The sequence below is a fragment of the Kribbella sp. NPDC003505 genome (assembly GCF_040610875.1).
Classification (GTDB): Bacteria; Actinomycetota; Actinomycetes; order Propionibacteriales; family Kribbellaceae; genus Kribbella.
Window position 1 is genome coordinate 431,553 of the sequence record NZ_JBEXNA010000005.1, and the last position, 15,803, is coordinate 447,355.

The 15,803-nt window shown below is 70.4% G+C and carries 12 protein-coding genes and 2 tRNA genes; 6 read left to right on the top strand and 8 right to left on the bottom strand.

The genetic code is table 11. The annotated features are described in order from the left end of the window. Positions 1-64 precede the first annotated feature (64 nt). From ABZX12_RS20040 to ABZX12_RS20055, 4 genes are all read left to right on the top strand, one after another. Positions 65-1,210 (top strand): RtcB family protein, encoded by a 1,146-nt coding sequence (locus tag ABZX12_RS20040; protein WP_355695451.1) that lies wholly within the window; start codon positions 65-67, stop codon positions 1,208-1,210. Between the two features lie 137 nt (positions 1,211-1,347). Further along, positions 1,348-1,438 (top strand) — tRNA-Ser (locus ABZX12_RS20045). Positions 1,439-1,559: 121 nt separating this feature from the next. Then, complete coding sequence (locus tag ABZX12_RS20050) at positions 1,560-2,387, top strand: alpha/beta hydrolase (protein WP_355695044.1); 828 nt, start codon at positions 1,560-1,562, stop codon at positions 2,385-2,387. A gap of 23 nt (positions 2,388-2,410) precedes the next feature. Further along, positions 2,411-2,494: transfer RNA gene (locus ABZX12_RS20055), tRNA-Tyr, on the top strand. Between the two features lie 396 nt (positions 2,495-2,890). Here the strand turns inward: ABZX12_RS20055 and ABZX12_RS20060 are convergent. Genes ABZX12_RS20060 through ABZX12_RS20095 form a run of 8 tightly spaced genes read right to left on the bottom strand, consistent with a single transcriptional unit; the run spans position 2,891 to position 14,583 of the window. Further along, a complete protein-coding gene (locus tag ABZX12_RS20060) occupies positions 2,891-4,162 on the bottom strand; it encodes an alpha-L-fucosidase (protein ID WP_355695046.1) in 1,272 nt (423 codons plus the stop codon). Then, positions 4,159-5,526: an FAD-linked oxidase C-terminal domain-containing protein gene (locus ABZX12_RS20065; protein ID WP_355695048.1), complete on the bottom strand. Its 1,368-nt coding sequence runs from the start codon at positions 5,524-5,526 to the stop codon at positions 4,159-4,161. The genes ABZX12_RS20060 and ABZX12_RS20065 overlap by 4 nt, the downstream gene beginning before the upstream one ends. After that, positions 5,516-6,382, bottom strand: coding sequence for a U32 family peptidase (locus ABZX12_RS20070; protein ID WP_355695050.1), 867 nt, complete (start codon positions 6,380-6,382; stop codon positions 5,516-5,518). The genes ABZX12_RS20065 and ABZX12_RS20070 overlap by 11 nt, the downstream gene beginning before the upstream one ends. Further along, complete coding sequence (locus ABZX12_RS20075) at positions 6,379-7,623, bottom strand: DUF2088 domain-containing protein (protein ID WP_355695052.1); 1,245 nt, start codon at positions 7,621-7,623, stop codon at positions 6,379-6,381. Before ABZX12_RS20075 ends, ABZX12_RS20070 begins: the two co-directional genes overlap by 4 nt. Positions 7,624-7,682: 59 nt before the next feature. After that, positions 7,683-9,503, bottom strand: a complete 1,821-nt coding sequence (locus ABZX12_RS20080) for an IlvD/Edd family dehydratase (RefSeq protein WP_355695054.1) — start codon at positions 9,501-9,503, stop codon at positions 7,683-7,685. After that, the gene (locus tag ABZX12_RS20085) at positions 9,500-10,951 is read right to left on the bottom strand and encodes an aldehyde dehydrogenase (NADP(+)) (RefSeq protein ID WP_355695055.1); all 1,452 of its coding nucleotides are present in this window, start codon (positions 10,949-10,951) and stop codon (positions 9,500-9,502) included. Before ABZX12_RS20085 ends, ABZX12_RS20080 begins: the two co-directional genes overlap by 4 nt. Next, a complete protein-coding gene (locus tag ABZX12_RS20090; RefSeq protein WP_355695056.1) occupies positions 10,948-11,841 on the bottom strand; it encodes a fumarylacetoacetate hydrolase family protein in 894 nt (297 codons plus the stop codon). The genes ABZX12_RS20085 and ABZX12_RS20090 overlap by 4 nt, the downstream gene beginning before the upstream one ends. A 27-nt stretch (positions 11,842-11,868) precedes the next feature. Further along, a complete protein-coding gene (locus ABZX12_RS20095) occupies positions 11,869-14,583 on the bottom strand; it encodes a UxaA family hydrolase (RefSeq protein ID WP_355695058.1) in 2,715 nt (904 codons plus the stop codon). 117 nt (positions 14,584-14,700) lie between these two features. Between ABZX12_RS20095 and ABZX12_RS20100 the strand changes: the two genes are divergently transcribed. Both ABZX12_RS20100 and ABZX12_RS20105 read left to right on the top strand, forming a co-directional pair. Beyond that, a complete protein-coding gene (locus ABZX12_RS20100; protein ID WP_355695060.1) occupies positions 14,701-15,381 on the top strand; it encodes a GntR family transcriptional regulator in 681 nt (226 codons plus the stop codon). Further along, positions 15,378-15,788 carry a hypothetical protein gene (locus ABZX12_RS20105; RefSeq protein ID WP_355695061.1) on the top strand — a complete coding sequence of 137 codons (411 nt, stop codon included), beginning with the start codon at positions 15,378-15,380 and terminating at the stop codon, positions 15,786-15,788. The genes ABZX12_RS20100 and ABZX12_RS20105 overlap by 4 nt, the downstream gene beginning before the upstream one ends. Positions 15,789-15,803: the final 15 nt, after the last annotated feature.

Sequence of the window (15,803 nt, forward strand, 5' to 3'; positions counted from 1 at the left end):
GGAGGGTTGGGAGATGAACGTGGAGCTTCCGGTTGAGCTGAGTGGGGCGAAGAGCTCCACGCTGATGTGGGCTCAGGAGTACGACGTCGACGCGAAGGCGCTGCAGCAGCTGCGCAACATCGCGGCGCTGCCGTGGGTGCACGGTGTGCGGGTGATGCCGGACGTGCATCTCGGCAAGGGCGCGACCGTCGGGTCGGTGATCGCGATGTACCAGGCCGTGTCGCCGGCGGCGGTCGGGGTCGACATCGGGTGCGGGATGGAAGGTGTGCTGACCTCGCTGACGGCCGCTGACCTGCCCGACGACCTTTCGGCGATCCGGTCGCGGATCGAGGCCGCCGTGCCTGTCGGCTTCCGCGCACACGAGGACCCCGTCGGCGTACGCCGGCTCGGGCTCGACCCGCGGCCGTGGGATCGGCTGTGGGGCGGGTTCACGAGTCTGCACGACGGTGTGCAGGACCGCGAGCGGAAGGCCAAGCAGCAGATGGGTTCGCTGGGCGGCGGCAACCACTTCATCGAGGTGTGCCTCGACGACGAGGACCGCGTGTGGCTGATGCTGCACTCCGGCAGCCGGAACATCGGCAAGGAGCTCGCAGAGCGGCACATGCGGATCGCCCGCGAGCTGCCGCACAATGCGGATCTCCCGGACCGCGACCTGGCGGTGTTCCTGTCCGGTACGCCGCAGATGGACGCGTACCGCCGGGACCTCACGTGGGCGCAGGAATACGCCGCGCGGAACCGGGCCGTCATGCTCGCGCTGGTGATGCAGGCGGTGCGGGAGTCGTTCGAGGTCGACGTACGATTCGAGCAGCCGATCTCGTGCCACCACAACTACGTGGCCGAGGAGCACTTCGACGGGCTCGACCTGCTGGTCACCCGCAAGGGCGCGATCCGGGCGGGGCGCGGGGACCTCGGGCTGATCCCGGGGTCGATGGGCACCAGCTCGTACGTCGTCCGCGGGCTCGGCTCGGAGCGCTCGTTCTACTCGGCCTCGCACGGGGCAGGCCGGCGGATGAGCCGCAACGAGGCGAAGCGCCGGTACACCGTCGACGACCTGGTCGCCCAGACCGCCGGCGTCGAGTCCCGCAAGGACGCCGGCGTGGTCGACGAGATCCCCGCCGCCTACAAGGACATCGACTCGGTCATCGCCGCCCAGTCCGACCTGGTCGAAGTCGTCGCCCACCTGAAGCAGGTCATCTGCGTCAAGGGTTGAGCCGGTGGGCGGGTGCCCTGCGCGCCTGCCCGCCGTGCGCCTTCTTCCTTTGCACTAAGCGTACAAGCGCGAGGCCTGGCCACGACGAAGTTATCCACAGCCGCCCGCCGTCAACAGGGGAGACGGCGGGCGGGGTTGGTGAGATCCGCCTGTCGGTAGGGGCAGCGGTTTGCTAAACCGCCGGTCGGCTGGCATGCCGGCCCGCGAGTTCGAATCTCACTCTCACCGCTGGGTGGCCGGGAGCGACCGGCCACCCTGCCAGGCTACGTGGTTGTTCGCAGGGCGGCCCGCAGCGGCCTGGGTAGTTCTTCGGAAGCGGAGGTACAGGGCCGAGATCTACGTTGAGGGCATGATGGCACGCGAGCGGCTGCTCCAAGGCCTGCCTGTCGACGAACGGCGGATCGACGTCAACGACGTGGCGACAGTCGTTCTCGCGGGCGGGGACGGACCGCCGCTCGTCCTCCTGCACGGCGGTATCGAATGCGGCGGGGCTTACTGGGCGCCGGTGATCCCGCAGCTGGCGGAGCGCTACCAACTCGTCGTGCCTGATGTGCCGGGGCTCGGCGAGTCCGCGGCAGTCGCTCGGTTGGACCAACAGGCGTTCGACGGCTGGCTGCTGGCACTGCTCGAGCAGAGCTGTGATCGGCCGCCGACCTTGATCGCGCATTCACTCGTCGGGACGCTGGCGGCACGGTTCGCCGCGAGTCACGGCGACCAACTCCACCGGCTGGTGCTGTACGGCGTACCCGGGGTCGGCCCGTACCGGCTGCCGGTCGGACTGCGCGTGACAGCGATCCGATTCGCGGTGCATCCCTCCGAGGCGAACATGGAGCGCTTCGAACGCCGCGCGTTCGCCGACCTCGATTCCGTACGGCGCCGCGACCCGGACTGGATGCACGCGTTCAGCACGTACACACGGAGCCGCGCACGAGTACCGCACGTCGGGCGGACCATGCGCCACCTGGTCGCCACCTGTACCAAACAGGTCCATGACCGGATCGACGTCCCGACGACACTGCTCTGGGGCGCAGAGGACCGATTCGTACCGCTGTCACTCGCGGCGGAGGCAGCCGGCAGGCTCGGCCGGCCATTACGAGTGATCGAAGAGGCCGGACATGTCCCGCACATCGAGCGACCGGCCGCTTTCATCGAGGAAGTCGCTCGAACGCAAGGCTGACCGATCCCAGAAGTGTCGCCTGAGCAGGAGCGCCGTCGTGGGAGGGGCGGGGCGGGCTGTAAACCCGTTGCCTTGGGGCCTAGCAGGTTCGAATCCTGCCTTCTGCACGTAGGACCAACGAACTAGAGAGGAGGACCGGCCGTGGCCGACCTCAGGAACAGGAAGCGAGTGCCTGGCGGCAGGACCGGTGCTCCGGTGCAGCAGGGTCACTCGATGCGACGCGTGCTGCTTGCCTGCGGGCATGTGCAGCGCGATCGGATCGCCCACCGTGGGGATCACGTGTGGTGTGAGGCCGAATGCTCCGACTGGATCCGTGTCGTCTCTGTCCAGGAGTAGCACTCACGACAGGTAGTGTCCGGCGATGGCCTAGTGCACCTGAGCGTGAAGCGCTCCGCGCGTACAGTGTCTCGCCGGTGCACTACCTGTCGAGCGTGCCCTCTGGTGACGGAATCTCGCCGGGCTCTCCGAAGGCTCGGTTCCTGGTTCGACTCCAGGCAGGGGGACTACACGATCGTCGGGTCGAAGTGGACGGACAGGTCTGCCTCGGCTGCGGCGCGGGCGGAGAGGATGCGGACGCGGACGTCGCTGGGCACGACAGGAGGAACCACCAGCAGGCGGCGGTGACCGATGGTTGTGCCAGTCGCGATCTCCCGCCACGAGCCGTCGGCGAAGGCGTCCACTGCGAAGCATTCGACCTGCTGACCTTGTTCGATGTTCTCCCGGAGGTCGAGCACATTCACTGTGCCGGGCAGCGTCACCGGCGTGTCGTAGTACGAGCGAACGGCCGCACCGAAGGCCGTCAGCGCGGCGACGTCCGGATCGGCGAACAAGCCGCGACGGTCGGGCGGGATGTTCAGCAGCAGTACGGCGTTCCGCCCGACCGACTTGCGATAGATGTCCAGGAGTTCCGGCACCGACTTCACCGCGGCGTCCTCGGACGCGTGGTAGAACCACCCGGGCCGGATCGACACGTCGACCTCGGCCGGATACCAGCGCAGCTCGTCGGCCCGGGCCAACTCGTCCGGCCCGGCCACGGAGGGCGCCGTCTGCTCGGCCACCATCGCCCCGTTCAGGAACGGTACGACGCTCCACTCGGTCTCCCGCGCGAATCCGTCCTCGTTGCCGACCCACCGCACGTCCGGCCCGCCGATCGCGATCGTCGCGTCCGGGGCGAGCCGGCGGATCAGGTCGAACCACGCGTCGTACGCATAGGTCTGCGCGCTGCTCGTCGGATTCGCCCCGTCCAGCCAGACTTCGGCGATCGATCCGTACGACGTCAGCAATTCGTGCAACTGCCGCAGGTAGAACCGGTTGTAGTCGTCGACCACATACGAGAACTCCCCGACCTGCGACGCGACGGCCGGGCTCCCGTTGCCGTAGTACCCGCCGGGCGACTTCTCCTGATAGAGGTCCGCCGGCGACAGATAGATCCCGAACCCGAGCCCGGCGGCCTGACAAGCGATGGACAGCTCACCGACGACGTCCCGACCGTACGACGCGGCAACGGTGTGCGGCAGGTATTTGCTCGGCCACAGGCAGAACCCGTCGTGGTGCTTGGCCGTCAGGATCACGCTCTTGAACCCGGCGGCGACCAGCGCGGAGATCCACTGCGAGCAGTCCAGCGCCGTCGGTTCGAACGCGGCCGGGTCGTCCAGACCGGTCCCCCATTCGAGATCGGTGAACGTGTTCGGCCCGAAGTGCACGAACGCGGTCAGCTCCTGCCGCTGCCAGGCCACCTGCCGCGCCGAGGGACGGACGGCGGACGGATCGATCACCGCAGCACCTTCCCGGGATTCAGCAGGTTCAGGGGGTCGAAGGCGGCCTTGATCCGCCGATGCAGCTCGAGCCCGACCGGCCCGAGCTCAGTCTCCAGCCAGCGGGCCTTCAGCGTGCCGATCCCGTGCTCGCCGGTGATCGTGCCGCCGAGCCGCAGGCCCAGCTCCATCACCGCCCCGAACGCCTCCAGCGCCCGCGCCTCGGCGTCCGCGTCGTCGCGGTCGAAGACCACGGTCGGGTGCATGTTCCCGTCACCTACATGCCCTGGGCAACAGATGAGTACGTCGTACTTCGCGCTGATCTCGGCGATCCCGCGCAACAGGGTGACCAGCTGTGACCGCGGCACGGAGACATCGTCGATCAACGTGACGCCGAGCGGTTCCAGTGCCGAGTTGACCAGCCGGCGGGCTTCGAGCAGCATCCGGGACTCCTCGGCGTCCGAGGCCTCGGCGACGTCGACGGCACCGTGCTCGGCGCAGATCGCGGCGATCCGCGCGACGTCGTCGGCGGCTCTTGTTCCCCGGTCGGACTGTGCGAGGAGCATCGAGCCGACGTTCTCCGGCAGCCCCATGTCCCGGTAAGCCTGGATCGCGCGCAGCGTCGGCTGATCGAGGAACTCGAGCAAGGACGGGCGCAGGCCGGCGGCCATGACAGCGGCTGCGGCGGCGATGCCGTCCTCGATCGTCAGGAAGGTGGCGGCCGCGGTCAGTGCGGCCTCGGGGGCAGGCTGCAACGCGAGCGTCGCCTCGGTCACCACCCCCAGCGTGCCTTCGGAGCCGACGATCAGCCTGGTCAGGTCGTACCCGGCGACGCCCTTCGCCGCGCGGCGGCCGGTGCGCACGACCTCGCCCGACGCCAGGACGACTTCCAGGCCGCGCACGAAGTCCGACGTCACGCCGTACTTCACACAGCACAATCCACCGGCGTTCGTCGCGATGTTTCCGCCGATCGTCGACATCTCCCACGACGACGGGTCCGGAGGGTAGAACAGGCCCTTGTCCAGCACCGCGCGGGACAGCGAGGCGTTCACCACACCCGGCTGGACGACGGCCACCTGGTCCTCGACGGACACCTCGAGGATGCGCGCCATCCGGGACGTCGACAGCAACAGGCAGCCGTCGATCGCGTTCGCGGCGCCGGACAACCCGGTCCGCGCGCCCTGGGTGACCACCGGCACTCGGAACTCGGACGCGATCCGCAGCACCTCCTGCACGTCGGCGGTGCTCCCCGGCCGGACGAGCGCCCGCGGCGCCCCCGCCGTACAGAAGGTCGCGTGATCGTTGCGATGACTGTCCAGGACGTCCGGATCGTCGACGACGTCCTCGAGGACCGACCGGAGCCGGCCGACGAACTCATCCCTCATCTTGCTCCGCGAGCAACCGCAGGATCAGCTCCGCGCGCCGCACGCGCTCCCGCCCGAGCGCCTCGGCCGTCCCGGCGAGGTGCGCGCCGACCGGGTAGATGTTCGGCGCGTTCCGCAGCCCCATCTTGAGGTACACCGGCGCCGCGGCCCGGACGACATCCGGTACGTCGTAGAAGCGGACGTGGCCGCCCTGGTCGTCGGGGACCTCGATGTACATGTCGATCGGCACGGTCGTCACCGAGCGGATCTCCGCGAGTACCGGCACCGGCAGGTCGGTCGACACGTTCAGGCTGGTCGCGCCGAGCCGCTCGTACAAGCGCGCGGTCGGGGCGTTCGGCAGCGGCATCAGCACCGATGTCTTCAGCACCAGGTCCGACGGCAGCTCGCCCTCGATCTTGAGCTGACCGAGGATCTCCAGCACGCCGATGTCGCCGACGAGCAGGCTGCGGACGCCGAGCTCGACCGCGCGGTACGCGTCACACAGCGACGCGGCCACCTGGTCGTTGCCTCGCGCAACACCGCCGACCGCGGCCGACACCTTCGCCTGACCGCCGATGTCCCACGCGCCGCGCGGCCCGAGGAACAGGCACACCTCGACACCCGCGGAGGCGCCGAGCGACAGCATCTCCTCGATCTCGCCGTCGGTCAGCATCATCACGCCGCTGCCCTGTGACACCCGGTCGATCGTGACGCCGCGCTCCTTGGCCTCCTCCAGGACCGCCGTCATCACCCGCGGTCCCTCGCAGGACGGGATCTCCACCTTGTACGGCGACCCGTCGGGGAAGGTCTTCGTGGATGCCTCCCCGGGCCGGAAGCCGCGGTCGGCGAGCAGGGCACGTGCTTCGCGAAGGTTCATGTCTCGCTCCAAGGTCCGAGTCGTCCGGCCGGCGCCAGGTCCCGCGCCGTACCGGTGATCTCCAGGTCGAATCGTTCGGCCGCCTCGGTCAGCAGGGCCGGTGTCACCATCAGCTCGTTCGGCGACAGGGTGTCCTTGATCCGGGCCAGCCGGAGCTCCGACCAGTGCCGCCGTCCGCACATCGTCACGGCCGCGAGAACGGCGGCCTCGTCGTCCTCCATCACCATCGGCAGCCGCGATCGCCGCGCCCCGCCGGCGCCCGAGGTCAGCGCGTTCACGTAGCTGGCCCGCAGGTCGATCTGCTCCAGCAGCCGGGCCGGGATCACGTCGGCCAGGCCGAGGCCGGACGCGTTGCCGTGCGACGCCGGCGACAGCGAGTGCACGCTGATCGCGGCGATCGACGGCGACTCGAACTCGGGGATGCCGTGTACCCAGCAGCGGCCGATCACGTTCGTGTCCATGCCCGCGCCGGACTTGTCCTTGCCGAGCTCGTCGACCACGAGGACGTCGAGCTCGTCGAACGGCAGCCGGCCCAGCAGGCTCGAGGCCCTTTGCAGCAGGGCATTTTCGGCCGCTTCGGCAATCCCGTCGGCGGCCAGCAGCTCGACCGCGGCGGTCTGTTCGTGGGCGTTCTCCAGGATCGCCAACCCGCCGAGGATCTTGCCCTGCGCAATCACCATCCGGGCCGCGGCCTCGATGTTGGCGCCGAGCGACGGGATGCCGCCGGCATGCAGGGAGGCCGCGCCGCGGTGGTTGCCGAGCCCGATCGCGAGGATCTTCGCGATCCCGCTCTCGATCGGTCCGCGGAAGTCGGTGTGCGGCTTGATCCGGTTCACCAGCAGGACGCCGTCGGCCTTGGCGGCGATCGCGTCGTGGTGCACCTCGGTGCCGTCGGCCAGAGTGCCGACGACGACCGTCTCCATGGTCGCTTCGACGGGGCAGCCCACGGTCTCGGGGGTGATGCCGAGACCGGCGAGCATCTCGCGCTGCCCGTCGGCGGTCGCGCCGCCGTGCGAGCCCATCGCCGGGATCACGAACGGCGCGGCGCCGGCGTCCCGCAGCCAGTCCACAGCCGCCTTCACCACCGGCACCAGGTCGTGAATCCCGCGGCTGCCCGCCGTCACCGCGATCCGGGCGCCGGGCAGGACCCGCTCCCGGAGCGGTTCGAGCGCCGCGCGCGCGTCGGCGTACGGGTCGGCCGACACCGGCAGATCCGTGAGGATCCGCCGGATCGGCGTCACCTGCGGGAGCGTCCCCGCGGGCCGCAGCCCCCGAACCGCTTCAAATGGTCCCCAGGACATCAGTGGCTCTGGCGGGCTACGGCGGAGCCGGTGCGGCCGATGAGGAAGTCGAGGTCGCAGCCCTGGTTGGCCTGGGTCACGTGGTCGACGTAGAGGCGGGCCCAGCCGCGGTCCGACGGCGGCGCCGGCGGCTGCCAGTCCGCCCGGCGCTTCTCCAGCTCCTCGTCCGGTACGTCGAGGTGCAGCCGCCGCGCCGGTACGTCGAGCTCGATCCAGTCCCCGGTCCGCACGAGCGCCAGCGGCCCGCCCACCGCGGCCTCGGGCGTGACGTGCAGGACGACGGTCCCGTACGCCGTACCGCTCATCCGCGCGTCCGAGATCCGCACCATGTCGTCGACGCCGATCTCGGCGAGCTTGCGCGGGATCGTCATGTTGCCGACCTCGGGCATCCCCGGGTACCCGCGCGGCCCGGCGTTCTGCAACACCAGCACGGTGTCCTCGTCGACGTCGAGCTCCGGGTCCTCGACCGCCTTGTCGTACTCCTCGATGCTGCTGAACACCAGCGCCTTGCCGCGGTGCCGCGACAGCCGCTCGGACGCGGCCGACTGCTTGATGACCGCGCCGTCGGGGGCCAGATTCCCCTTCAGTACGGCGGTTCCCGCGCCGCTGCCGAGGGGGTCGCCGACCGGGCGGATGACGGCGTACGTCTCGCTGCCGGGCGCCGCGCCCGGGTACACCGCCTCGATCCGCTCGGCGTTCGCGACGTTCTCGCCGATCGTCTTGCCGGTGACCGTGATCGCGTCCGGCTTGAGCAGCGGCAGGATCTCCTTCAGCACCGCGGGCAGGCCCCCGGCGTAGTAGAAGTCCTCCATCAGGTACTTGCCCGAGGGCTGCAGGTCGACCAGCCACGGGACGCCGCGCGCCCACTCGTCGATGTCGTCCAGCGTCACGTCGACGCCGACCCGGCCGGCGATCGCGAGCAGGTGGATGACGAAGTTCGTCGAACCGCCGATCGCCGCGTTCGCGCGGACCGCGTTGGCGAACGCGTCCCGGGTGAGGATGTCGCTGATCTTCAGGTCTTCCTTGACCATCTCGACGATCCGCTGCCCGGACTTCTGCGCGATTACGTAGCGCCGCGAGTCGACCGCGGGGATCGCCGCCGATCCGGTCAGCTGCAGGCCGAGCGCCTCGGCCATGCAGGCCATCGTGGACGCCGTGCCCATCGTCATGCAGTGGCCGTTGCTGCGGGACTGGCCCGCCTCGGCCGCCGCGAAGTCCTCGGCCGACATCCGGCCGGCGTTGAGGTCCTGCGTGAACCGCCAGACCGCCGTACCGGAGCCGATGTCGCAGCCGCGGAATTTACCGTTCAACATGGGGCCGCCGGTGACGACGATCGTCGGCAGGTCGACACTCGCGGCGCCCATGATCGAGCCGGGCGTCGTCTTGTCGCAGCCGGTCAGCAGCACCACGCCGTCGAGCGGGTTCCCGCGCAGCGACTCCTCGACGTCCATGCTCAGCAGATTGCGGAACAGCATCGCGGTCGGCCGCAGCAGCGTCTCGCCGAGCGACATCACCGGGAACTCCAGCGGGAACCCGCCGGCCTGCCAGACCCCGCGCTTCACCGAGTCGGCGAGCCGGCGCAGGTGCGCGTTGCACGGCGTCAGCTCGGACCAGGTGTTGCAGATCCCGATCACCGGGCGCCCGTCGAAGGCTTCCTCGGAGAAGCCCTGCGACTTCATCCAGGACCGGTGGATGAAGCCGTTGCGGCCGTGCTCACCGAACCAGTGGTCGAAACTCCGCCGGCCGGTCGAGGCCGGGGCCGATTCGCCGGCCAGGACGTCGCCCTCGGCCGGGTCGTTCGTCGGGGGCACATCAGTCATCGCGACACCTCACCTGTGGTCACGGTTCCGTTCACCCGCCGGCTGATCCCGGCCGGGTTCGAGTCCTTCAGTACGTCGGGCAGCACCGCGTCCGGAGTGTCCTGGTACGCGACCGGGCGCTGGAACCGCCGGGCCGCCGTCACGCCGACGCTGGTGTGGATCGAGCCGACGCTCGACGGGAACGGGCCGCCGTGGTGCTGGGCCCACGACACGGCGACGCCGGTCGGCCAGCCGTTCCACAGCACGCGCCCCGCGCGGGCGGTCAGCAGCGGCAGGAGTTCCCGGGCCAGGTCGGCGTCGGAGTCCTCCGCGTGCAGCGTCGCGGTCAGGTTGCCTTCGAACGCCTCGAGCGCCTGGACGAGTTCGTCGCGGTCGCCGTACTCCACCACGATCGAGACCGGGCCGAAGCACTCCTCGAGGATCTCGTCGCGGCGGGCCAGGAGCTCGGCGACGGTGGTCTGCAGGAGCGTCGCACCGCCGGACGCCAGCACGCGGACGCCGTCCACCTTCTCCAGCCGGTCGAGGCCGGAGGTGAAGCCGTCCCTGATGCGGTCGTTCAGCATCGGGGCCTGGGCGACGCCGCCGACGGCCTCGACGAGCTGATCCTGCAGGCCGTGGCCGGCCGGGAGGAACAGCAGCCCCGGCTTGGTGCAGAACTGGCCGACGCCGAGCGTGAACGAACCGACGTACCCGGTCGCGATGTCCTTGCCCCGGGCATCGATCGCGGCCTGGGTGACGAACACCGGGTTCAGGCTGCCGAGCTCGCCGTAGAACGGGATCGGCTCCGGCCGGGTCACGGCGATCTCGTGCAGGGCCTTGCCGGCCGGGACCGAGCCGGTGAACCCGGCGGCGGTGATCCGCGGGTCCTTCAGCGCCGTGACGCCGACGTCGAAGCCGGAGATCAGGCCGAGCGTTCCCTCCGGCGCACCGGCCGCCGTCAGCGCCTCGATCATCACCTCGGCGGTGCGGACGGACAGCTCGGGGTGACCCGGGTGCGCCTTGACGACCACCGGGCAGCCCGCGGCGAGCGCCGACGCGGTGTCGCCGCCGCAGACGCTGAACGCGAACGGGAAGTTGCTGGCGGCGAAGACCAGCACGGGACCGAGCGGCACCAGCACGCGGCGCAGATCCGGCCGCGGTACCGGCTTCGCCTGCGGGTCCACCGTGTCGATGACGACCTCGAGCAGCGAGCCCTCTTCGAGGACGTCGGCGAACATCCGCAGCTGGCCGGTGCTGCGGGCGACCTCGCCGGTCAGCCGCGCCTCGGGCAGTGACGACTCCCGCATCGCGATCGGCACCAGCTCACCGGCCGCCGCGTCCAGCGCGTCCGCGACGGCGCGGATCCAGCCGGCCCGGACCGCCGGCGCGGCCGCGCCGAAAGCGGGTGCGGCGGCGGTGGCCGCCGCGAGCGCCTGCTCGAGCTCGGCAGGCGTGGTGTCCTGGGTCATCGCGTTCCTTCCAGGTTGTCGGTGGCCAGGAACCCGAACGGTTCCTTGCCGGTGGCGACGGTGTTGGTCAGCGTGCCGACCTCGTCGATGGTGATCGTGATGACGTCGCCCGCGGCCAGCGCGAAGTCCAGCTCCGGCACGATCCCGGTGCCGGTCGCGAGGATCACGCCGTCCGGGAAGTCGTTCGGCAGGAACAGGGCGTCGATCAGGTCCTGCAGGTCGCGCACCAGCTTCTCGGTGGACGTCGTACCGCGGAACACCTGCTCGTCGCCGCGACGGATCACCAGGTCGACGGTGAGCGCCTTCGGGTTCGCGACCTCCCACGCCGGGCGGATCCCGGACGCCAGCGCACAGCCGCCCGCGAAGAGCTTGGCCTGCGGCACGTACAGCGGGTTGACGCCTTCGATGGACCGTGAGCTCATGTCGTTGCAGACCGTGAAGCCGACGATCTCGCCGTGGCTGTTCGCGACGACGGCCAGCTCCGGCTCAGGGACGTCGTGGCCGGAGTCGGACCGGATCCCGACCGGCTCACCGTCCACGACCACGCGCCAGGCCGGCGCCTTCTGGAACAGCTCGGGCCGGTCGGCGGTGTAGACCTTGTCGTAGACCGACTGCTCGGTGCTCTCCTCCATCCGGGCCCCGCGCGACCGCTCGTACGTGACGCCGGCGCACCACACCTCACCGCGGCCGTCGAGCGGCGGCAGGAACGTCAGGCCGTCGGCGGGAAGCGTCTCGCCGACCTTGTCCACCTCCGCCTGCAGGTCGGCGAGCGGGAGCCGGAGCAGTTCGGCGACCGTGTTGACGCCCTGCAGCGACGCCACCGTGTCCCCGGTGCGCACGCCGGGGATCGGGCGGCCGTCGACCGGGGAGAGAAAACGGACCAGGTGCATGGAAGGGCCTCTCATTCAAAAGCACAGCTACATCGACGTACCGAGCAGACCGCGGGTGATCTGGAAACCTACGTTGCCGGAGGCAACTGCCTTGGGGACGAGCCGGCGGGCGGCGACGGCGGCGATCGTGTCGAGCGCGGTCCGCGCCTGCTCGGCCGCGTCGCCGGTGGCCACCGCGTCCAGGTCGTCGCCGTACGTCGCGACCGTTTCCGGGTCGTTGCTGAACTCGACGACCGGCACGAATCGCTGCGCGGACAGCGTGCCGCCGGCGACGTGCGCGAGGATCTGCTGGACACCCGTCGCGCCGAACCCGGTCGCGGTCTCCATCCAGTCCGTGCCGGGCATCCGCATCACGTGCCACCCCGGCTCGGCGAGCCGCTGCCCGTGCGCGATCGTCGGGCCGACGGGGTCCGTCGACCCGAACGCCGCCGTACGGAAGCCGTCGTCGGCCAGCAACGCGCCACGCGACGACAGTACGACGGAACCGCCGGAACCCACGATCTCTCGGCCGGTGAGCGCGAGCGCCTCGGCGGTCGCGTCCGAGAGCGGGCCGCGCGCCTCCAGCCCGATCGTGAGCGCGCCGAGGTCGCCGTCCCGCGCGACCGGTGCGGGGATCCGGAACCCGCTGAACCAGTCCTTGACCCTGCCGCCGACCGCGTCGAGACCGCCGTCGGCCTGGATGCTCGCCCAGCCGAAGCGGGACGGATCCGCGCCGGCCTCGACCAGCCGGGAGCGGAAATAGTCGTTGTGGGTCTTCTCGCAGCCGTGCTCGAGGAGCAGCGCCATCCGGGTGTTCGGGTGCAGGAGGTAGCCGAGCATGATCCGCGCGAACGTCTCCTCGGACGCGCCGCCGCTGCTGCCGCACCCCTCGGTGTGCGGGAGTGCGACCATCCGGGTGACGGCGTCGCCGGCCCATTTCTCCAGCTCCGCCTGGCCCGCGATGCGCAGCGCGATCTGGCCGGAGCAGAGGCTGGTCGGCAGGATCAGGCCGACGGCCTCGGGGACCAGCCGGTCGTCGACCGCGAGGAGCTCGGTCCGCGTGCGGCCGTCGGAGGTCAGGCCGCGGTGCGGCAGGCCGTCGAGCGGAGCGTCGCGGTCCTCGCTCGGCAGGTCGGCGAGCGTGCGGCTCATCCGGCCGTCCGTGGTGATCGAGATACCTTCGCGCGGGCCGGTCTGCTTCCAGTTCCGCCAGATCGACACCTGGCTGTGGCCGGCGCGCTCGCCCGCGCTCTTCTCCCCCGACGCGACACGGACGACGAGGTCGAAGGTCTGCGCCGTCAGGTCCGCCATCGACGTACCGGTCAGGTACTTGCCGGCGTCGACGTCCATCTCGGCCCGCAACCGCTCGTAGCGGGCGCTGGTGGTGACGAACTTCAGCGTCGGCACGAACGGGAAGTTCGTGATCGACCCGTTGCCGGTGGTGAAGAAGATCAGGTTGCAGCCGCTGCCGACCTGGCCGGCCACCGACTCGAGGTCGTTGCCGGGGCTGTCCATGAAGATGTAGCCGTCGCCGGGCAGTGGTTCGCCGTAATCGATGACGTGGTCGAGCCGGACCTCGCGCGGCAGCTTGCGGGCGGCGCCGATCGACTTCAGCACGATGTTGTAGAGGCCGCGGTACACGTTGCCGCCGGACGGGTTGCCCTCCGCCGTGTGGCCGTGCCAGCCGACGCGTTCCTTGAACGACTTGATCGTGGCCAGGAAACGCTTCGCGGTGGCCAGGTCGCGGACGTTCTTCAGCACGTACGGCTCGGCGCCGATCAGTTCGTCGGTTTCCGCGAGCACCGCCGTACCGCCGTGCCGGATGACCTCCGCGCTGACCTGACCGGCGAGCGGGTTCGCGGAAATTCCGGAAAACGCGTCAGAACCGCCGCACTGGAGGGCGATCCTGAGGTCCGCGAGCGGGACCTCCGCGCGCTGTTGAGCGTCGACGATCGGCAACCACGGCTCGATCAGCGCACCAGCGGCGGTCAGGTCGTGCTCGAAACCGCCCGCCCGGGTGAAGTACGCGTGCGGCACCTTGATCGACGGATAGTCGTGCTCGGCCATGAAGTTCTTGATCGCCTCGCCGGAGACCACGTCGCCCTCGGTGTCGACGATCAGCACGGCGCCGACGTTCGGGTTCAGCGTGAAACCGGCCAGCGTGGCGAGCAGGAAGTGCAGGTTGTTCGGGACCTCGTCCTCGCCGCCCTCGGTGTGCGCCACCGGTACGACGCCGTCGCCGGCGGCCGCGCCGTCGAAGCGCCGGGCGAGCTCGGTGACGAACCCGCTGCTCCGCGAGCTGGTGGCCAGCAGTACGACGTGGTTCCGCGTCCCGGCCGGGCCCTGCGCACGCGGATAGCCCAGGAAGGTGCCGGGCTGCTCGACGCTGGTCACCTGGGCGCCGAAGCGCAGCGCCGACTCGTCCAGCTCGAACGGGTCGAGCGGCTCGTTGGTCGCGCTCGGCTCCCCCGGCAGTCCGTCCACGCCGCGGGCGGTGACCGCGGCGAGGCTGGTCGGCGTACAGACGTAATCGCCCGGGAGCAGGTCCCGGGACGCACGCGCGAACGCGGTGTTCCACGAGGTCAGCGCGGCGCCGGCGGCGACCGGCGCGACCACGAACCGGTGTCCCTCCAGGACGGTGTGCGGCAGCGTGATCGTCGCACCGCCGAGCTCGACCTCGGTCCCGGCCTCCAGCCGGCGGGAGGCGATCGCGACGTTGTCACCGGGCTCGGGCAGCACGCCGATCTGTTCGAACCTCACCATTCGCGCCTTCCCTGGCTTGCTGGGGTCAGAATCGTGCATGATGCATGATTACCAGTGTTACCCTGCCGAAACCTGACCGGTGGGGTCAAGCCCGCGACCAGATTCCGGAGACACCAGATGAGCGAGTCCGTGGCACCGGTGGACCGGCGGCTGCTGCGCCGGCAGATGCTCGCCGACGACGTGTACGAAGCCATCAAGACGATGCTGATGGACCACGTCATCCGGCCCGGGGCGCGGATCTCGATCGACGGACTGGCCCGGGAGTTCCAGGTGTCGTCGACGCCGGTCCGGGAGGCGCTGGCCCGGCTGGAGTCGGAAGGGCTCGCGGTCAAGGAGCCGCTGAAGGGATATCGCGCGACGCCGCTGCTCTCGCTCGAGGAGTTCGACGACCTCTACCGGTTCCGGCTGCTGCTCGAGCCCTGGGCGGCCCGGCGGGCGGCCGAGCTGATCGACGACGGGGGCCGCGAGCGGCTGCGCGCCGAGCTCTCCAACGCGGTCGAGCCGACGTCGATCGACTACGCCGGCTACAAGTCGCTGACCGCGCACGACAACAGGTTCCACTCGCTGATCGCGTCGTTGTCCGGCAGCGAGCAGGTTCGGCTGGCCTTCGAGCGGACCCACTGCCACCTGCACATCTTCCGGCTGCACTACGACCGCGACATCGGCCCGGAGGTCCTCACCGAACACCGCATGCTGGTCGAGGCGATCACGTCCGGCGATCCGGTCGCCGCCGAATCCGCGATGACCCGGCACATCGAGAACTCGATGACGCTGCGCCTGCGCCGCATCTACGAATGACCCGGCGCCCGTTCCCGCTCGCCGTACCGGCTGAACTGCGGCCGTACATCCTGGACTTCCACTGGGACCTCGAACTGCTGCACGGCCTCGACCTGCCCACGGTCTCGCTCCAGGTGGCCGACCTGGCCGATCACCTGGACCTCCCGTTCTGGGCGTACGACGGCCGGCCGTTCCAGGTCACGCCGCACCAGGTCGCCGCCGCACCGGTCAGGTACCAGGAGCAGTACGCGCGGACCTTGGCCGCGGAACTTGGGCATCCGCTCGACGTCGTACGCCGGCCCGACGACCGCGTCACGATCCTCGACGGCGTCCATCGGCTGTTGCGGGCCGAGCTCGAAGGCCGGATGACCGTCGCCGTACGGGTGCTGCCGTGGAGCGAACTGGACCGCATCGCCGTCCCTGTTTGACCCCCTCGGCGTCGG

Coding starts and splice junctions, on each gene's coding strand:
- ABZX12_RS20080 (WP_355695054.1), bottom strand. CDS start 9,503: ATGACTGATGTGCCCCCGACGAACGACCCGGCCGAGGGCGACGTCCTG.
- ABZX12_RS20085 (WP_355695055.1), bottom strand. CDS start 10,951: ATGACCCAGGACACCACGCCTGCCGAGCTCGAGCAGGCGCTCGCGGCG.
- ABZX12_RS20100 (WP_355695060.1), top strand. CDS start 14,701: ATGAGCGAGTCCGTGGCACCGGTGGACCGGCGGCTGCTGCGCCGGCAG.
- ABZX12_RS20065 (WP_355695048.1), bottom strand. CDS start 5,526: ATGAGGGATGAGTTCGTCGGCCGGCTCCGGTCGGTCCTCGAGGACGTC.
- ABZX12_RS20105 (WP_355695061.1), top strand. CDS start 15,378: ATGACCCGGCGCCCGTTCCCGCTCGCCGTACCGGCTGAACTGCGGCCG.
- ABZX12_RS20040 (WP_355695451.1), top strand. CDS start 65: ATGTGGGCTCAGGAGTACGACGTCGACGCGAAGGCGCTGCAGCAGCTG.
- ABZX12_RS20095 (WP_355695058.1), bottom strand. CDS start 14,583: ATGGTGAGGTTCGAACAGATCGGCGTGCTGCCCGAGCCCGGTGACAAC.
- ABZX12_RS20050 (WP_355695044.1), top strand. CDS start 1,560: ATGATGGCACGCGAGCGGCTGCTCCAAGGCCTGCCTGTCGACGAACGG.
- ABZX12_RS20070 (WP_355695050.1), bottom strand. CDS start 6,382: ATGAACCTTCGCGAAGCACGTGCCCTGCTCGCCGACCGCGGCTTCCGG.
- ABZX12_RS20090 (WP_355695056.1), bottom strand. CDS start 11,841: ATGCACCTGGTCCGTTTTCTCTCCCCGGTCGACGGCCGCCCGATCCCC.